Consider the following 17,577-nt stretch of genomic DNA (forward strand, 5'->3'; position numbering starts at 1 on the left):
TTTTCTTTGGGATACATACAGCCAATGCGGTATGTATGATAGAAAAGGTCGAAAAGAAAAAAAGAAAGGCAGCATAATCTGACTAAAATAACAGGAAAAACAGGAGAGGTTTTAACTTCCCCTAAAAAAGACATGTACATAATGCATGGGTGGGAAGGAAAAAACAAGAATATGTAAACAATATTCTACAAAAAAGATAGAAGACTGGGAGAGTTGAACGAAAAAATCAAGAGAAAAGCTCACGTAAAGCAAAGCTTTTCTCTTGATTTTTTAGAAAGAGGAACATTTACTGAATATCCCTAAAAAAATCCTCCCAGTTTATTAACCGAGAGGATTTTTTATTGTTGATTATTGAATCAATTATTTTTTATTTGGATTCTTCCGAACTTTGAAGCATCTGGAACAACTTATCCAGTTTCGGAGCCATGATAATCTCTGTACGGCGATTCTTGCTTCTTCCTTCTATTGTTTCGTTGTCATCAACAGGCATATATTCACCGCGGCCGCTAGGCTGAATCTGTAAAGGATTTACATTGTAATTCTTGATGAGGATACGAACTACGGAAGTGGCACGGATCACACTCAAATCCCAGTTATCTTTGAATTGTACAGTATTGATCGGTTTGTTGTCCGTATGTCCTTCGATAAATACGTCGATGTCCGTCTGTTTGTTCAATACTTCGGCCAGTTTGCCGAGAGCTTCCTCTCCACGTTTATCTAGGCGGGCACTTCCTGACTGGAATAATAATTTGTCGGACATCGCTACATATACTTTTCCGTCTTTCTCGCGGACGGTCAGCTCGTCAGTACTAAAACCAAGTAATGCATCTTTTACATTACTCAAGAGATTTTGTACCTTATCATTCTGTGCCTTAATCATGTCCTGCAATTCATTGATCGTGCGTTCTCTTTCGTTCAGCTCATTTTTCTTCTGGCTCAACAGCGCATTCAGTTTTTCCTGTTCGGTCATGTTGACATTCAACATACTCTGATACTGACGGATACTGTTCCCCATCTTGGTCGTATCACGCAAGAGGTTTTTGACTTGTGCCGATAGCTGGTTACCAACTTCGCGGGAGTTATTCAACAACCCTTGCAGACTGTCTTTGCTTGCGGTGGCTGCCATTTCTGCAAGCATGAACTTCTTTTTTGTTACACACGAAGTACACAATAGGAGCGTAAGTAAAGTAAATAAAGTAATTTTCTTCATTGTGTTTTATATTTTAAGTGGGTATGTATAATCAGCTTTGCAGAAACTCACAAAGTTTCTGTACAGCCAGTGCACGATGGCTGATTTGGTTCTTGATATCATTTCCCAATTCGGCAAAAGTCCGGTCGTAACCTTCAGGCATGAATACAGGATCGTAGCCAAATCCGGAATCACCACGTTTTTCTTTGATTATTTCGCCTTTTATCACTCCTTCAAAGAGATACTCCTTTCCGTCCAGTATCAACGAAATAGCGGTGCGAAATTGCGCTTTACGGTTTTCCTTTCCGTCCAGTTCGTGAAGAAGTTTGAGCATATTTGCCTGGGCGTCGTGTCCTTCACCTCCTGCATAGCGGGCGGAATAGACTCCGGGAGCTCCGTTCAAGGCTTCCACTTCCAATCCCGTATCATCGGCAAAACAATCCAGATGATAGTTTTTGTAGATATAGGAAGATTTTAATAACGCATTTCCTTCCAGTGTTTCAGCAGTTTCGGGAATATCCGTTTGGCAACCGATATCATTGAGACTTAATAATTCTACTTGATCTCCCAGGATAGCGGCCACTTCTTCCAGTTTATGAGCATTATTGGTAGCAAATACAAGTTTGCGTTTCATCATCTTATTTTTTGTTTTAACAGGGTTGTTCACTACTTATCAACCGGTTCTTATTTCACTTTTAGCTTATCGAATCCTTCGCCATACACACCGATAACGGAACTTTGAGAGATAAAAGCATTCGGATCAATGCGTTTTACCAAACGGAAAATTTCGAGTGACTGACGTTTCTTGGCAAGTACTACTAATACTTTCACATTGTTTTTACTGTACCATCCCGTACCGTCGAGTACCGTTACTCCCCGGTCGGCGTCTTTAATGATACGGTCGGCTATTTCATCATATTTCTTGGAGAAGATGAAGAATTGAACTGATTGACGAGCACTGTTGATAATCCAGTCGAGCACAACACCAATGATAAACAAGGTGACAAAGCCGAAAATAACCCGGCGCCAATCATGAAATATAAAGTAACAGGAACTGATAATGAATACATCACAAATCATAATCATTCGCCCGAGTGATACATCTTTGTATTTATTGACGATGGCCGCGATAATATCTGTTCCACCCGTACTTCCATTGTAGTTGAAAGTGATACCCAAGCCTACACCACACATGGCTGCACCGATAATACAGGCCATGAAGTCCTGCCCTGTACCAAGCAATAGCGGCTTGCCGTCCGGCGTCATATCCGGTGCTTCTACGTAATTGTTCACCACCAACTGGAATAACCAAAGCAGAAAAGTCAGCGTAAAAATAGCATAAGTGGTTTTTATACTAAATTTTGGACCTAATACCCGGATTGCGAAGGTCATCAGAACTGCATTAATGATGAAGTATGACCATTGGATTGGGAATCCTGTTGCATAATAGATAATAGCCCCGATACCGGTAGTTCCTCCGGTAGTTATCTGATAAGGTAACAGGAATGCAGCCCATCCCAAAGAATAGCTTATCAATCCGAGAGTGATGTAGATATAATCTTTCACTTCTCTCATTATTTCCGCTTTTGTCAGTTTATGCATGGATTTTAAGTTCAAGTATTAAGTAATAAGTATTAAGTATTAACCTAGCGGATATATTTGGAAAACGACTACGGATAATACTTAATACTTATTGTTTTATACTTAATACTTTAAATTACAATGTTTACAATCTTTTTCGGAACGACAATGATCTTTTTCGGAGTCTTGCCATCAATCCACTTTTGTGAACGTTCGTCGGCCAATACTGCGGCTTGGATAGTGTCCGAAGCTTCATCTGCTGCAAATTCCATATTGAAACGTGCCTTTCCGTTGAAAGAGATGGTATAGTTGATAGTATCTTCTTTCAGATATTCTTCGTTGTATGCAGGCCATTGGGCGTCGCATACGGAAGTTTCGTGTCCCAATACATCCCACAACTCTTCGCAGACATGTGGAGCGAAAGGAGCGAGAGTGATAACGAGCTGTTCCAGAATCTCTTTTTTGCTGCATTTCAGGTTGAAGAGTTCGTTTACGCAAATCATGAATGCGCTGATAGATGTATTGTAAGAGAACTGTTCAATATCACCAGTCACCTTCTTGATTAATTTATGAAGGCTCTTCAATTCTTCTTTTGTTGCAGGTTCGTCTGTCACCAGATATTCGTCCGTACGGCTGTAGAACAACGACCAGAATTTACGGATAAAACGGTGTACACCGTCGATTCCGTTTGTATCCCACGGTTTAGACTGTTCTACCGGGCCAAGGAACATTTCATACATACGAAGTGTATCCGCACCGTATTTCTCAACAATCATATCTGGATTGACTACATTGAACATAGATTTACTCATTTTTTCAACTGCCCATCCGCAAACATATTTTCCGTCTTCGAGGATAAATTCGGCTGTTTTATATTCAGGACGCCATGCTTTGAATGCTTCCAAATCCAAAATATCATTAGATACGATATTTACGTCTACATGGATAGGAGTAACTTCGTACTGATCTTTCAGGTTCAGTGAAACGAAAGTATTGGTGTCTTTGATACGATATACAAAGTTACTGCGACCTTGAATCATTCCTTGGTTTACTAACTTTTGGAATGGCTCTTCCATTACAGACACACCCATGTCATACAGGAATTTATTCCAAAAACGAGAATAAATCAAGTGGCCTGTTGCATGTTCGGTACCACCTACATATAGGTCTACATTTTTCCAGTACTGGTCAATTTTCGGATCAACTAATGCCTGATGATTATGCGGGTCCATGTAGCGGAGATAATAAGCCGAAGAACCGGCGAATCCCGGCATGGTGTTCAGTTCCAGTGGGAAGACGGTTACATGGTCGATCTTCTCATTTTCTACGACACATTTGTTTACTGTATCCCAAGCCCATTTAGTTGCGTGTCCCAATGGAGGCTCACCTGTTTCGGTAGGCAGGAATTTAGCGACTTCCGGAAGTTCCAGCGGCAGGCTGGCTTCGTCAATCATATAGGGCATTCCGTCTTTGTAGTAAACAGGGAACGGCTCACCCCAGTAACGTTGGCGAGAGAAAATAGCGTCACGCAGACGGTAGTTCACTTTCACACGGCCCAGATTGTGCTCTTTTACATATTTCTTGGTTGTCTCTATCGCTTCTTTGATGGTAAGTCCGTTCAATGAAAGATCACAGTAAGGAGTGACATCAAGACGCGGAGAGTTGCAAACAATGCCTTCTTTTGCATCGAAACTTTCTTCGCTTACATCACAGCCTTCTACCAACGGACGGATTTCTAATCCGAAATGTTTGGCAAATGCATAGTCGCGGCTATCATGAGCAGGTACAGCCATAATAGCTCCTGTTCCGTATCCGGCCAGTACGTAATCGCTGATCCATACAGGTACTGCTTCACCTGTGAACGGATTAATAGCATACGAACCACTGAACACACCGGTAACACTACGGTCGGCAATACGTTCGCGTTCCGTACGTTTTTTGGTACGATCGAGGTAAGCGTCTACTTCTGCTTTTTGTTCAGGAGTCGTTAACTGTGCCACCAATTCACTTTCCGGAGCCAATACCATAAAGGTAACACCGAACATGGTATCTGCACGAGTGGTAAAAATAGTGAATTCGAGGTCACTGTCTTTTACTTTGAATTGCACTTCAGCACCTTCCGAACGTCCGATCCAGTTTCTTTGGGTTTCTTTCAGAGAATCTGTCCATTCGATCGTGTCCAATCCATCAAGCAAACGTTGTGCATACGCAGATACACGCAGACACCATTGGCGCATTTTCTTTTGGATAACAGGAAAACCGCCACGTTCGCTGACTCCGTCTACTACCTCGTCGTTAGCTAGTACAGTTCCTAATTCGGCACACCAGTTTACCATTGTTTCACCCAGATAAGCGATACGATAGTTCATCAGGATTTCCTGCTTTTCTTTTTCGCTTTTGGCGTTCCACTCTTCGGCAGTAAAGCTGATATCTTCGCTGCAAGCGGCATTGAGTCCTTCGTTTCCGTAGATGGCGAAGGCTTTTTCCAGTTCTTCGATAGGACGGGCTTCCTGTTCGTCGTTGCAATAATAGCTGTTGAACATTTTTTGGAAAGCCCATTGGGTCCAATGATAATATTCTGGGTCGCAAGTACGGATTTCACGGTTCCAGTCGAAAGAGAAACCTATTTTGTCCAACTGCTCGCGGTAGCGGTTGATATTGTTGACGGTAGTGATGGCAGGATGCTGTCCGGTCTGGATGGCATACTGTTCTGCCGGCAAACCGTAAGCGTCATATCCCATTGGGTTGAGTACATTGAAGCCCTGCAGTCGTTTGTAACGGGCGTAAATATCCGAAGCAATGTATCCCAGCGGATGACCTACGTGTAGACCAGCTCCTGATGGGTAAGGAAACATGTTTAGTACATAAAATTTTTGCTTCGAATCATCTTCCGTAACTTGATAGGTTTTCTCTTCTACCCACCTTTTCTGCCACTTCTTTTCAATTTCTCTGAAATTGTACTCCATAGTGATAAAGTTTTTATTTATAGTGATTTATACTGTTATTTCTAATTCGAGGCACAAATTTACGTGTTTATTTTCAGATAACCACGCTTTCCCTATTGACTTTCTTCTTTTTATTTTGTATATTTGAGGTCAATAATAATAAAGAAATAACAATGAAATATATAAATTTTATTACATAAAGTTCAATAGGTTAATATGCGAATTGCATAATGAGGATAACGAATGGGCAAGAAACTGTGAAGGTTCTTGCCCATTTTTGTTGCAATAATTCTATTTTAGGTATTGAAAGTGTCAAAAAAGAGTTTATAATAAACTTGGATACCGTTTATAATAAACCTCTTCGTTATTTATTAAAAACTTGAATAGAGTTTATTCGATTTCGAGAATTTCGTGTAAAGAAGAAAGAATGATTGCAATGAATAACCGGCATCTTCTTTTCTTCTTTAATAAATAATTTCTACAATATACTGAATGAGTGTATTGATTATATTATTTTACAATATGTCATTGTTTTGCTCGATAATCGATCATTCAATGTACAAAGCTCCTGTCGTCTGTTCAATCAGATCGGACTTATGAGTCAGTTCCGGATTGAATAGAAACCATCATTGAGTCAAAAAAAATGCAGAAATCGTCTGTCATATCATATAATTCTGTAATTTTGTTGTGCAAGCCCTGTAAAACTAAAACAGCATTTCCAAGTTAATCTTTTAATACTAAAAAATACATATAAGTATGAAAATGAATCTTCATTGTTTTGCGAATCTTATCCCGATAATGATTCTCGCGCTTTTCTCGAATAGCGGACTGATAAACGCAACCGAAGTCGGAAAACGTACTGACGCATTGGAAGCATCAGCCTGGAATGACTCCCAATGGATTTCCGCAGTAAACGCCCCTGTAGTGAAAGGACATAACAACGGTCGCGCAGCCGATGGCGCGAGTTGGTTCGTGTCCATCGTGAAAAACGAACAGAAAATTGTCTCTGCTAAGTGGATGACCGCTGGACTGGGAGTTTATGAGTTGTATGTGAATGGGAAACCCGTAGGCGAGGAATTTCTGAAACCGGGCTTCACACACTATGCCAAGACCAAACGTTCTTTCACCTATGATATTACAGACATCATCCGTACCAAGCCAAACGCCGAGAATATGCTCTCCGTACAGGTGACGCCGGGATGGTGGGCTGACAAAATCATAACCCCTGGAGGATATGACGGCATGATAGGCAAGAAATGTGCCTTCCGTGGTGTACTGGAACTGACTTTTTCTGACGGAACCAAGAAGCGCTACGGTACCGACCTCGAAAACTGGAAAGCCGGAATTGCCGGCCCGGTGAAACATGCCGGCATCTTTGACGGAGAAGAGTACGATGCACGCGAACCTATGGGCTTCGAATGTGTGGACAAACTCTCCATACCCGAAGAGAACACCGAATTTTCTGGCGACATTCTGCCTTCGGACGGAGCAGAAGTCTATCTGCGTACAGATCTCGCCCTTGCTCCTGTCAGAGCATACGCTTGGAAGAATGTAGAAGGAGTGAAGGAGAATGAGTTCGGTAAGGTGATTATCGCCCGTGAGTTCGCATCGGACACGGAGATGACCGTAAGTCCGGGAGAGACGTTAGTGGTGGATTTCGGGCAAAATTGTGCCGGCGTACCTTCTTTCGTATTCAAAGCCGCCGAGGGAACGGTGCTGACTTGCCTTCCTGCAGAGCTGCTCAATGATGGCAATGGTGCCAGGATTCGTGGCATGGACGGTCCGGAAGGAAGCTGCCATCGCGAAAACCTGCGCATCCCCCACACCGGTATCCGTCTGGATTACACCTTTGCTGGCGGAGATAACTATGTGGCCTATTATCCTCACTGCACCTTCTTCGGTTACCGCTATGTCTCCATAACTGCCACCGGGAATGTTGCCATCAAGTCGTTGAAGTCCATCCCCGTTACTTCCATCGCAAAGGAACTGGAGGCCGGCACTATCACCACAGGCAACGACCTTGTGAACAAGCTCATCTCCAACACTTATTGGGGACAGCTATCCAACTACCTGTCCATACCCACCGACTGTCCGCAACGCGACGAGCGTCTGGGCTGGACAGCAGACACACAAGTGTTTGCAGAAACCGGTACGTTTTTTGCTAACACCATGAAGTTTTTCCATAAGTGGATGCGTGACATGCGCGACACCCAAAACAGTTTGGGCGGATTCCCCGGAGTGGCTCCCTTGGCACAATACGGTGATGAGAAAATGCGTTTGGGTTGGGCCGATGCCGGAATCATCGTGCCCTGGACGGTATGGAAGCAATTCGGTGACACGCAAATTATTGAGGAGAGCTGGAGCGCCATGGACCTGTTTATGAACCACATCAACGACACCAAATATAACCACGAGGCTCTCTGCGGTGAGAACGGCAACTACCAATGGGCCGACTGGTTGAGCTACGAACCACTGGAAAGTTGTAGCGGACTGGCTTTCTCTCCCCAAGGTCCGCTTCCTGATGCCGTCAGCTATTGGAACTATTTGAGCGCTTCCTACTGGGTGATAGATGCTTTCATGATGCGGGATATGGCTGCCGCCACCGGTCGCGATGCCGCCAAGTACCAGCAAATGGCCGATTCGGCAAAGGCATACATCAAAAAGAATTTCCTCAATGAGGACGGTACCTTCAAAACCGCCATCCTCAACACTATGCAAACTCCTGCCTTGTTCGCCTTGAAAAACCAGCTTTTGGAAGGCGAACCCAAAGCGAAGATGATAGACCGCCTGCGCGAAAACTTTGCACAACACGATCTTTGCTTGCAGACCGGATTTCTGGGCACATCTATCCTCATGCCCACCCTCACGGAAAATGGCATGGAAGACATTGCCTATGAACTCCTCTTCCAACGTAAGAACCCAAGTTGGCTGTATTCTGTGGACAACGGAGCCACCACCATCTGGGAACGGTGGAACAGTTATATGATAGACAAGGGAATGGGACCGCGCGGCATGAACAGCTTCAATCATTATGCCTACGGATGTGTATGTGAATGGATTTGGGAAACCGTTGCCGGCATCGCAGCCGATCCTGCTACTCCCGGCTTCAAGCATATCATTATGAAGCCCATTCCAGACAAGCGATTAGGACACGTGACTGCCGAATACCGTTCCGCCTCCGGACTCATCAAGAGCGCCTGGAAATACGAAGGAGACACCTGGATTTGGGAATTCACCATTCCTAAGGGTGTTACCGCTACCGTAACTCTTCCTGGAGAGGTGAAGTCAAAGGAGTATGGAAGTGGAACTTACAAGGTGACTAAATAAAGTATGTAATTGCGATAGTTTCTCATGTAGAAATTGATATTAAGGAGATGTGTAGAAACTCTCTTTTTAACGTGATTACCCTCATTACAGCTATCTGTGATGAGGGTAATTATTCATTTTTACAATATACGGTTTATATCTTCTCTTTCTCTTCTTTTTCTATCATCTCATCGTAATACGCCATGCGTGCGGCACATTCCCGAATAGTTACTTCGCGGAGCACCTCTGTTCGTGCCAGCATATACTCGTATTGCTCTTTGCTAACGGTGAACAGTCGATTATATCGGGCTTCGATATATGCTCTGCATAATTTATCAAATGCTTTATTATCTTCGAAAGTATGAGTTGGAAACACATTTGCGAATTCTCGTGAACAGCTCCTGACCATTGCTCCCAGCACTTTCAATTCATGAGATTTAGGGCGAATGCCGCTATACACGAGCGTAAACGTTTTGTAGTAACGTTCGCAGGCTTGATGTAATTCAAATGAACCTAGTTTATAATTCTCTTCTTCTTTATCCAAATGTCCATGTCTTAAGAATCCTTCTGCTAAAGGAAAACATTCTGCATATTCTTCCTCTGCATATTGCTTAATCTCCCGATACGGTAATTTCTCCGGTTTGCCAATCTGAAACGTGCCGTCGTTATACAACAGAATACCGTCTTTTATAATCTCATAGAAGAAATAATGCTTCCTTCTTATAGCTCGATTAATGGTCGTCGGGTTTTCTACAATAATACTAGGCGGTGCCGGATGCCGCTTTCCTTCCATTCTTGTATCATATTTAGGAACGATCACCTCGCGCGCATGCCTCTCTGCTTTATTTGCGTCTCTCGTATCACATATCACCAGAATATCCAAATCACTTTGGTAGTAAGTAGTTACTCCACGTTCGTCGTATGTTTCATCCCAGATGACATATTTTCCCCGCGCATAACTTCCATACAAGATAATCATACGCACATTCGTAAGATTCGACAATATCAGCTCTTGCAACACCGCCAACTCTTCTTGCGTGCGTTTGGGCAAACGTTTTATTGATCTTTTCATATTGTTAGCCTATCTGTTAAACCTCTTCACATATCGGCATATCCATTCCTTTGTACACAACCACAATCTTATGAAGCTGTGTAGTGCCGACTGCTCTCTTTACCATATCAGTGTCAGCATAGCGATTGGCTTGGGCAATAGCTTCCAGTCGCAGTTCTTCCACGCGGCTTTCGGGATCTTTATACTTGGCATACTTCAGTTCTACAATATAGCTGTGCTTCATGTCGGAATAGATGTCCAGTAGCGGACAGAGGAAAATATCGACATAACCTGCCTGTGTGTCCTGTTCGGAAATGGGACGGTAGAAACGGTTTTGTGCCGTCATGGCAAGCGTAAAGCCGTGGACAAAAAATTCACCTTTCTGCTTGTCGCGCTGGGAAGTGTAGCGTTTCAGGCAGTCGGCAATATAACCGAAATAGGCTTTCCAGTCGCCATCGTAGGCAAGAGCACTGGCAAGTTCGTTTTTTTCGTAACTACTGAAATTGAGTTCGGCTTCGTTATAGGTACTTAGCAGATAAGTGTAGATTTGTTCGCGGACTACCTGATTAGGGATGGTGAGTTTGGTCTTTCCTTTATACGTGCCGCTAATGGTGAGCATACCGAAATAGTAGAGCAGGCTCACAAAGTTGTCGGGGTTGGTGATATTGACGGCAGGAAAACCTTTTTTCAGTTCTCCGGTGACGTAGCCTTCGCTCACCAATGTTTGTATGATGGAGGCATCATGAGCAAACTCTTTGTCCTTCCGGATGAGCATACGCAATTTTTCGTAATCGATACGGATATTGTCTTCTACCATATCCCGGGGGGCTTTGCCTCGTTGAATATAATTCTTGACGAAGTAGAGTACCATGTTAGAGTTGTACATAGTGGTTTCACCATAACATTCTTCCGCAAAGCAGTAGTTGTCATACCAAGGTTTCATTATTTCTATCAGTTCGTCCACACTGTGGTTGAATGGACTGGTGGTGGAATAGTAAGTGAGCATTTGGCGCACTTCTTCTTCCGTGAAACCTATCATTTCGTTGAATTCCGGTGTGAGCGAGTAGTTGGTTCCGATATTGAAACCACTTGTGAGGTCGTCCATTGTCACGGGGCTTACGCCGGTAATGAAACAACGCTCAATGCTGGAATAGGTTCCAGCTTTAATTTTATTGAAGAAGGCGCGCAGATAACCTTCGCCATGTGTTTCGTCCGTATAGCGGTGCAGGCTTTCTATATCCGAGAGGATGGCATTGGTGAAATGGTCGTATTCGTCAATAAAGAGGTAAATACGTTGGTTGGTCTTATTACATTCTGTGAACAGGTATTCAAATTGTTCGACAGCTCCTTCTTTTTTGTCGAGTTCTTCCTTGATGCCTTTGGGGAGATAGTCGGCGTAAATGTCACAGAAATAGTCGAACATTGTTTGGCAATGCGCGTCCAGTCCTTTGCGGTAGTTGTGCAGTTCGCCTACTATTCCGGAGAAGTTGAGGTATAGTACCAGATAGCTGTTTCGGTCGCGCGTAGGGTGCTTTCCGATGTAAAGATCGCTAAACAGCGCTTCGAATTTATCCTTGGCAAGTATATCGTAATAGTGCTGCAACATATTTACTGTGAGGCTTTTGCCGAAACGGCGCGGACGAATAAAGAAGAAAAACTTGTCCGCCTCTTCTATCATGGGTATAAACCGGGTTTTGTCTACATAATAACAGTCGTCGCGGCGGATTACTGCAAAGTTCATCATGCCATATGGGATACGTTTCCTGTCCGGTGCTATATATTTTTCCATAACTTATACCTTATTTTAGGAACTTTCTTTGAACATAAACAAAGGTACGGGCTTTTTGTTACTTCTCCAAACAAACATTCCATAACTTCTCGCTATCTTTGCACTCTATTAAACAAACATCACCACCATTATGGAATTGAAGCATGGATATTACCATCTGATTGCGATACTTGTAGTTGCTATCTGGGGATTGACTTTCATATCAACCAAAGTATTGATTAATCACGGACTGACCCCACAGGAGATATTCTTTTATCGTTTTTTCATTGCTTATCTGGGTATTTGGGTGATTTCTCCCAAACGTCTGTTTGCGGGTAATTGGAAAGACGAACTTTGGTTGATGGCAGGAGGTTTCTTCGGTGGTTCACTCTATTTCTTTACAGAGAATACAGCTTTGGGGATCACACAAGCATCCAATGTCGCTTTCATCATTTGCACAGCTCCCCTGCTTACTACCATTCTTTCCCTTCTCTTTTATAAGAGTGAAAAAGCCACCAAAGGTTTGATTTATGGTTCCATATTAGCTTTAATCGGGGTGGGACTGGTGGTCTTTAACGGTAGTTTTGTACTCAAATTATCTCCGGTAGGGGATTTGCTCACTTTACTTGCCGCCTTGTCGTGGGCATTTTATAGTTTGGTGATAAAGAAAATGACAGGGCGTTACCCCACAGTATTTATCACCCGCAAAATATTCTTTTATGGAGTATTAACCATACTTCCCGCCTTTCTTCTTCATCCGTTACAACCTGATTTCGATGTACTTTTAAAACCGGTTGTATTATCCAATCTCTTATTTCTGGCCGTCCTGGCATCCTTGGTTTGTTATGTCCTTTGGAATGTGGTATTGAAACAGTTGGGAACCGTTAGAGCCTCCAATTATATCTATCTCAATCCGTTGGTGACTATGGTAGCTTCGGTTATCATTCTCCACGAAAAAATCACGTGGATTACATTATTGGGAGCAGGTTGCATTATTTTTGGAGTCTATCAGGCAGAAAAGAAATAAGAAAGAATTTCTTATTTGCATATAGAAAAAATTCTTTCTTATTTCAGTTTGAATGACAGATCTGTTTTATATCTTATTTAGCGAGTAATTGGAGAATTTTATTACTAACATCGCTGTTTTCCTGAACACCGCCAAAAAGCTTGGATTGTGGACCGTATGCAAACAGTGGAACCATGATTGGTGTATGTCCTTTAGATACAAACATTGCTTTCATTTTGCCTTCTTTTATGTTTCCGTCACGTAAAGCTAATGCTCCGGTTTCATGATCAGCTGAAATAATCACTAATGTATTTCCATCTTTTTCTGCAAATCTGATAGCAGCTTCTACCGCCTTATCAAAGTCCAATACTTCACGGACAACTGCCGAATAATCATTGCTGTGCGCACTTTTATCTATTCGGGCACCTTCTACCATTAAGAAGAAACCGTTAGTACTCCTGCTCGAAAGATAGTCAATAGCCATTTGGGTGGTAGACGGAAGGAAATCTCCCCGGTTTTCGTTTACAGAAGCTGTTTTGCTTTTTGTGGGTAAGTATCCCAGTTTTTTAGATTTCTTGATGGCTTTGTCATTCGGTTCTTCTATGATGGTAAACTCTTTTTTGATTTCCTTTTGAACGTTTGGTGCTTGTTTTTCAAATAGTTCATAACTACCGGCAGAAAAGAATGTCAGCTTACTGTTAGGAAGATCTGCCCAAATTTCTTTAGACATTCCACGTTCCGGTTGGTGAGCAAAGAAAGCAGCAGGAGTAGCTCCGTCGAGATTGTCAGTGGTAACAATTCCTGAAATGTAGCCATAGCCGGATAACTTCTCCGGTAAGTTGGGAATAACTTGGTTATTTTCATCCATTCCGAGTGCTCCGTTTTTAGTTTTTTTTCCGGTTGAGTAAGCAGTTCCGGAAGCAGCTGAATCTGTTGTAAACTTGTTGGCGGATTGCGTTCTGACGAAACCGCATGTTTTTAAATTAGTGATAGTAAGCTGTCCTTGATTGGCATACATTCCTGAACAGATATGTGCCAGTCCCATGCCGTCTCCTATCATTAAGATGACATTCTTCACCGGTCTGTCGGTAGCATCCATGTCAAATGAAGGAACATACGAACTTTGTGGATTTTCGTTCTTAAAATCTCCTTTGACGATTTCTTGTGCTGATAGATTATGGCAAAAGAATAAGGAGAAAATAAATAAATGAGCTTTAAATTTTACATTCATGGCTAATATGTTTTTTAATTAGAAGTAAGTAATTCGGATATGTTAACTGTATCGTATGGCTTTTCTCCAAATGCGGCATAATATTCTAATTGCATCCTCTTGGCATTATCTTGTCGGAATACATGCCAGCATCTTTCGTTTACCGGAATCACAAGCTCGTGTAACATGACAAACTTGTAAGTTGCTTTCGAACCGGCTAGTGACTTTTCTAATTGTTGTAGCCCTTCCGGATTCCGATCCCATGGATCATAACACACAAATAATACATCATCAAGAGTAGTAGTGTAATTGGCTGACTGTAAGGATGGATGTCCTGCCAACCTTGCCATATTGGGTAAGTATACTTTTTCAAAAGCTTCTTTAGCCCCTGGCCCTGTGATATCATGATTACCTTTAGTCATAATGAAAGGTACTTTCAGATTCATTTTGTTGACAGCTTTAAAAGCACTGTTAGCCATCTGTATTGCTTTTTGTGGAGAACCGGCCAATCCTTCTGACAAGTCCCCCATTTGCAGAACGGCTTTTATTGACGGCTGGTGTTTTTGAACTTGCCCGCTGATTATCCGGGAGAATTCCGGCCATGTATTTTTCGTGAATACTGAATATTCTTTGGTAACTTGGCGCAGATCATCCGGTTTGGTGGATAACCATTCCATATCGTGATCTTCCAATAAATCATAGTGTATATCTCCCAACAAGAGAAATGAAACTTCTTTTTCATTTTGCTCTTGGGAGTATGATTGCAGAGAAGTCAAAAGCGATAAAAGGACAAATAATATTTTATTCATATTCTGTTATTTATTCATTTCAAAAGAAGGGGGTACACTGTCTGCCGCCCAATTCTTATTGGGAGTGTTTCCCATTGTAAATTCCAGTTTGCCGCCATTCATCAGTTCTTTATGTTCAAACCAGGATTGGTTCCAATCTTTGCCATTTAATTTGGCTGATTGGATATATTTATTTGTCGGCGAATAGTTGTGCGCAATAACTTCGAATGATTTGCCGGCTCCTGTTTCAATAACTGCTCTTTCGAACATAGGAGTTCCGATGACATAAATAGGCAAACCAGGAGTAATAGGATAGAAACCTAGCATGGAGAAGACTACAAATGCTGACATTCCTCCGCCATCTTCGTCGCCCGGGAGTCCCATCAGGTCATTTCTAAACCATTCATCGAGCAATGTCCTTACTCTTTTTTGAGTTCTCCAGGGCTCTCCTATATAGTTGTACAGATAAGGAATGTGCATACTGGGTTCGTTAGCCATTGAAAATTGACCTACATTACCCGTATGATCCGGTAATTGTGCATAAAATACATATTTGGCTTCGCCCAATGGGGTGTTATACATCGTTTCAAGATTATTTCTGAATGCTTCTTTCCCTCCCATCAGTTCAATTAAATCAGCAATATTATGGGGAACATCCCATCGGTATATCCAACCGTTATTCTCGCCGTATGCTTCACGGGCACCTAATCCACCGGCAGTGGCATAATCAAAGGGTTCTATGAATTCGCCTTTTGCATTTTTGGGATGGAAGAATTTTGTTTTAGGATTGAAAATATTCCGATAGTTTTTACTCCCTTGTAGAAAGTAGTTATAGTCTTTCTCATACCCAAGTTGTTTGGCTATTTGTGCCAGGCACCATTCATCGTAAGACGTACCTAGAGTGACAGCTACCGGTTGGCGTTTTTCAAATGGGTGTACTTCGTCAGCAGTTTCTTGTTCTCCCGGTGCCAATGCCGGTAAATATCCGTTTTCCCAATAGAATTTTGTGATTTCACCTCCCTTTATGCCTGACCATGGGGCTAACGTTTTTTCTGTAATACCAAGTTTGCAGGCTTCGTAAGCAGCTGATAAATCAAAGTTACAGATTCCTTTTATATATGAATCAATAACAGTGGCTACACCGTGATTGGAATTCATTCTACGGCTGTCTCCCGTAACTTCAGGAAATGTAGGCATCCAGTTATGTTCCATTTGTTGTGCCATTCTGATAAAAGACTGAATCATGTCAGCTTCCATTTGTGGTTCGATGATAACACGTAAGGGGTGGACTGCTCTATACGTGTCCCAAATCCAATCGTCGGTATAAAATGGGACAGAATCTTTGTGGATACTATTGTCGAAAGCACTGTAATAGCGGTTGTCTTCCGAAAGGCAAATCATCCGTTCGTAAGTCCGGTAGAGGGAAGTATAGAATATTGCTTTTGCATTTTCGTCTATTCCTTCCACTTTGATTTTACTTAATGTTTGGTTCCAGATGTTTTTGGCAATGTTCATCTGGTTTTCCACATCATAATCTTTTATTTCCCGCTGTAGATTGGCTTTTGCTTGCTTTTCATCAATGAAGGAAATGCCGTAGCGAACTTTTATTGTTTTTATATCTGTTGAATATAAGAGAGCGATACCCACGTTTTTGCCTTTTATGGCAGTGTGGCTGTGATTTATTTCTTCTTTGCTGACAGTCATCGTTTTTTCCGGTAGTGCGGAAGTCTCCATATAAACATATACTTTGGTTTGATGATCTATGTTCTGATAACCGGAAATGGTATTCTCCGTAGTTTTAAGCTCACCATTGGTGGTACTAAGTATTAAATATGGAGCATCGTTTTTCCGGAAACTTAGTTCATAGATTCCTGCCTGGTGGGAAGGAGCGAATTTAGTGGAAACCTCTTCTTCTTCAAAATAGGAAGAATAGGAATAGGGTTTTATCACTTCATTATCATAACAATAGTAATATACCGGTTGTAATCCGCTCTCTGCTCCCTGATAGAAAGACAGGCTGAATGCAGACTTTCCCCGATGCGAGGTGACAATGACCGGTAAGCCTTTTATTTTATCAGAGGTGTAATCTGCTCTTTCCGGATAGATGCGGAGCATACTATTGGGAAGATGAACAGTTGGGTAAGTAGGAACTAATAAATGACTGATATTCCCCATATAAGGATTTACATAGTCAACCGGAGTTGACACTACCTCTTGCTTGTTGCTGCATCCATTGACGATTAAAATCATTAACAGTACTAACGGAATGAATTTTCTCTTGTACATAAACAGATTTTTTTATTTTTCGATGGTTTTAATTAGATTTGCTGTAAATATAGGATAGTTTGATTAATGAAAACTTAATGTAACCTTAAAATCTATCTTCTACAAATATTTTTTTTGTAAAGTCTCGCCATTAAGAGAATATTAATCTAATATTAATCACCATAAAATATCTTTGGTTCATCTTTAATGCATTAATCAATACTGTATTTCATTACTGTCCCGTAAAAGTGGATAAATAGTTCTTTGAAATAATTGAAATATAGTCTATTAGATACTACTTTTTAGGCGCGACGATTTGAAATCATACCTTTGAGTTCAATTAAGGTGACCTCAAATGAACCAAGATAAATATGTTTTCGCTCAGTTAGTAGAATTCTTGAACAATGATAAGTTCAGAAGACTTGTAGACAAGTATGATGGCAATCGTTATGTGAAACATTTCACTTG

General features: G+C 41.8%; 12 protein-coding genes. 3 read left to right on the forward strand and 9 right to left on the reverse strand.

Translation table 11 applies throughout. The features are described 5' to 3' along the window. Nucleotides 1-367: 367 nt before the first annotated feature. From BSAG_RS06905 to leuS, 4 genes are all read right to left on the reverse strand, one after another. Nucleotides 368-1,210: a flagellar motor protein MotB gene (locus tag BSAG_RS06905; RefSeq protein WP_008641420.1), complete on the reverse strand. Its 843-nt coding sequence runs from the start codon at nucleotides 1,208-1,210 to the stop codon at nucleotides 368-370. A gap of 31 nt (nucleotides 1,211-1,241) precedes the next feature. Further along, nucleotides 1,242-1,823, reverse strand: a complete 582-nt coding sequence (locus tag BSAG_RS06900; protein ID WP_004314157.1) for a non-canonical purine NTP diphosphatase — start codon at nucleotides 1,821-1,823, stop codon at nucleotides 1,242-1,244. A 50-nt stretch (nucleotides 1,824-1,873) separates the two neighbouring features. Then, on the reverse strand, nucleotides 1,874-2,791 hold the full coding sequence (locus BSAG_RS06895; protein WP_004314158.1) for a YitT family protein: 918 nt from the start codon (nucleotides 2,789-2,791) through the stop codon (nucleotides 1,874-1,876). A gap of 110 nt (nucleotides 2,792-2,901) precedes the next feature. Then, nucleotides 2,902-5,736 (reverse strand): leucine--tRNA ligase, encoded by a 2,835-nt coding sequence (gene leuS, locus BSAG_RS06890; protein ID WP_004314159.1) that lies wholly within the window; start codon nucleotides 5,734-5,736, stop codon nucleotides 2,902-2,904. Nucleotides 5,737-6,471: 735 nt separating this feature from the next. Between leuS and BSAG_RS06885 the strand changes: the two genes are divergently transcribed. Further along, nucleotides 6,472-9,042, forward strand: a complete 2,571-nt coding sequence (locus tag BSAG_RS06885) for a family 78 glycoside hydrolase catalytic domain (RefSeq protein ID WP_004314160.1) — start codon at nucleotides 6,472-6,474, stop codon at nucleotides 9,040-9,042. 133 nt (nucleotides 9,043-9,175) lie between these two features. Here BSAG_RS06885 and BSAG_RS06880 read toward each other — a convergent pair whose 3' ends face one another. Next, on the reverse strand, nucleotides 9,176-10,093 hold the full coding sequence (locus tag BSAG_RS06880) for a HEPN domain-containing protein (protein ID WP_004314161.1): 918 nt from the start codon (nucleotides 10,091-10,093) through the stop codon (nucleotides 9,176-9,178). A 16-nt stretch (nucleotides 10,094-10,109) separates the two neighbouring features. Next, nucleotides 10,110-11,861, reverse strand: coding sequence for an AAA family ATPase (locus tag BSAG_RS06875; RefSeq protein ID WP_004314162.1), 1,752 nt, complete (start codon nucleotides 11,859-11,861; stop codon nucleotides 10,110-10,112). Between the two features lie 130 nt (nucleotides 11,862-11,991). Here BSAG_RS06875 and BSAG_RS06870 point away from each other — a divergent pair, with 130 nt between their 5' ends. Next, nucleotides 11,992-12,867, forward strand: coding sequence for a DMT family transporter (locus BSAG_RS06870; protein ID WP_004314163.1), 876 nt, complete (start codon nucleotides 11,992-11,994; stop codon nucleotides 12,865-12,867). 73 nt (nucleotides 12,868-12,940) lie between these two features. Here the strand turns inward: BSAG_RS06870 and BSAG_RS06865 are convergent, their stop codons facing one another. From BSAG_RS06865 to BSAG_RS06855, 3 genes are read right to left on the reverse strand one after another with little or no spacing between them, the layout of a single operon-like run. Next, nucleotides 12,941-14,077: an alkaline phosphatase gene (locus BSAG_RS06865; protein ID WP_008017928.1), complete on the reverse strand. Its 1,137-nt coding sequence runs from the start codon at nucleotides 14,075-14,077 to the stop codon at nucleotides 12,941-12,943. Nucleotides 14,078-14,091: 14 nt separating this feature from the next. Continuing rightward, entirely contained in the window at nucleotides 14,092-14,865 is a 774-nt protein-coding gene (locus tag BSAG_RS06860) for a metallophosphoesterase family protein (protein ID WP_004314167.1), read from the reverse strand. Between the two features lie 6 nt (nucleotides 14,866-14,871). Beyond that, nucleotides 14,872-17,130: a GH92 family glycosyl hydrolase gene (locus tag BSAG_RS06855; protein ID WP_004314168.1), complete on the reverse strand. Its 2,259-nt coding sequence runs from the start codon at nucleotides 17,128-17,130 to the stop codon at nucleotides 14,872-14,874. Between the two features lie 334 nt (nucleotides 17,131-17,464). On the opposite strand from BSAG_RS06855, the gene BSAG_RS24500 reads away from it, so the two are divergent. Then, nucleotides 17,465-17,577: DUF4372 domain-containing protein (locus BSAG_RS24500; RefSeq protein WP_008997657.1), on the forward strand; the 113-nt coding region annotated here is incomplete at its 3' end.

The organism is Bacteroides sp. D1 (assembly GCF_000157095.2).
GTDB classification, from domain to species: Bacteria; Bacteroidota; Bacteroidia; order Bacteroidales; family Bacteroidaceae; genus Bacteroides; species Bacteroides xylanisolvens.

Excerpts from the sequence above, each read along its gene's own strand:
- BSAG_RS06905 (WP_008641420.1), bottom strand. The coding sequence starts at position 1,210 with ATGAAGAAAATTACTTTATTTACTTTACTTACGCTCCTATTGTGTACT.
- BSAG_RS06900 (WP_004314157.1), bottom strand. The coding sequence starts at position 1,823 with ATGAAACGCAAACTTGTATTTGCTACCAATAATGCTCATAAACTGGAA.
- BSAG_RS06895 (WP_004314158.1), bottom strand. The coding sequence starts at position 2,791 with ATGCATAAACTGACAAAAGCGGAAATAATGAGAGAAGTGAAAGATTAT.
- leuS (WP_004314159.1), bottom strand. The coding sequence starts at position 5,736 with ATGGAGTACAATTTCAGAGAAATTGAAAAGAAGTGGCAGAAAAGGTGG.
- BSAG_RS06885 (WP_004314160.1), top strand. The coding sequence starts at position 6,472 with ATGAAAATGAATCTTCATTGTTTTGCGAATCTTATCCCGATAATGATT.
- BSAG_RS06880 (WP_004314161.1), bottom strand. The coding sequence starts at position 10,093 with ATGAAAAGATCAATAAAACGTTTGCCCAAACGCACGCAAGAAGAGTTG.
- BSAG_RS06875 (WP_004314162.1), bottom strand. The coding sequence starts at position 11,861 with ATGGAAAAATATATAGCACCGGACAGGAAACGTATCCCATATGGCATG.
- BSAG_RS06870 (WP_004314163.1), top strand. The coding sequence starts at position 11,992 with ATGGAATTGAAGCATGGATATTACCATCTGATTGCGATACTTGTAGTT.
- BSAG_RS06865 (WP_008017928.1), bottom strand. The coding sequence starts at position 14,077 with ATGAATGTAAAATTTAAAGCTCATTTATTTATTTTCTCCTTATTCTTT.
- BSAG_RS06860 (WP_004314167.1), bottom strand. The coding sequence starts at position 14,865 with ATGAATAAAATATTATTTGTCCTTTTATCGCTTTTGACTTCTCTGCAA.
- BSAG_RS06855 (WP_004314168.1), bottom strand. The coding sequence starts at position 17,130 with ATGTACAAGAGAAAATTCATTCCGTTAGTACTGTTAATGATTTTAATC.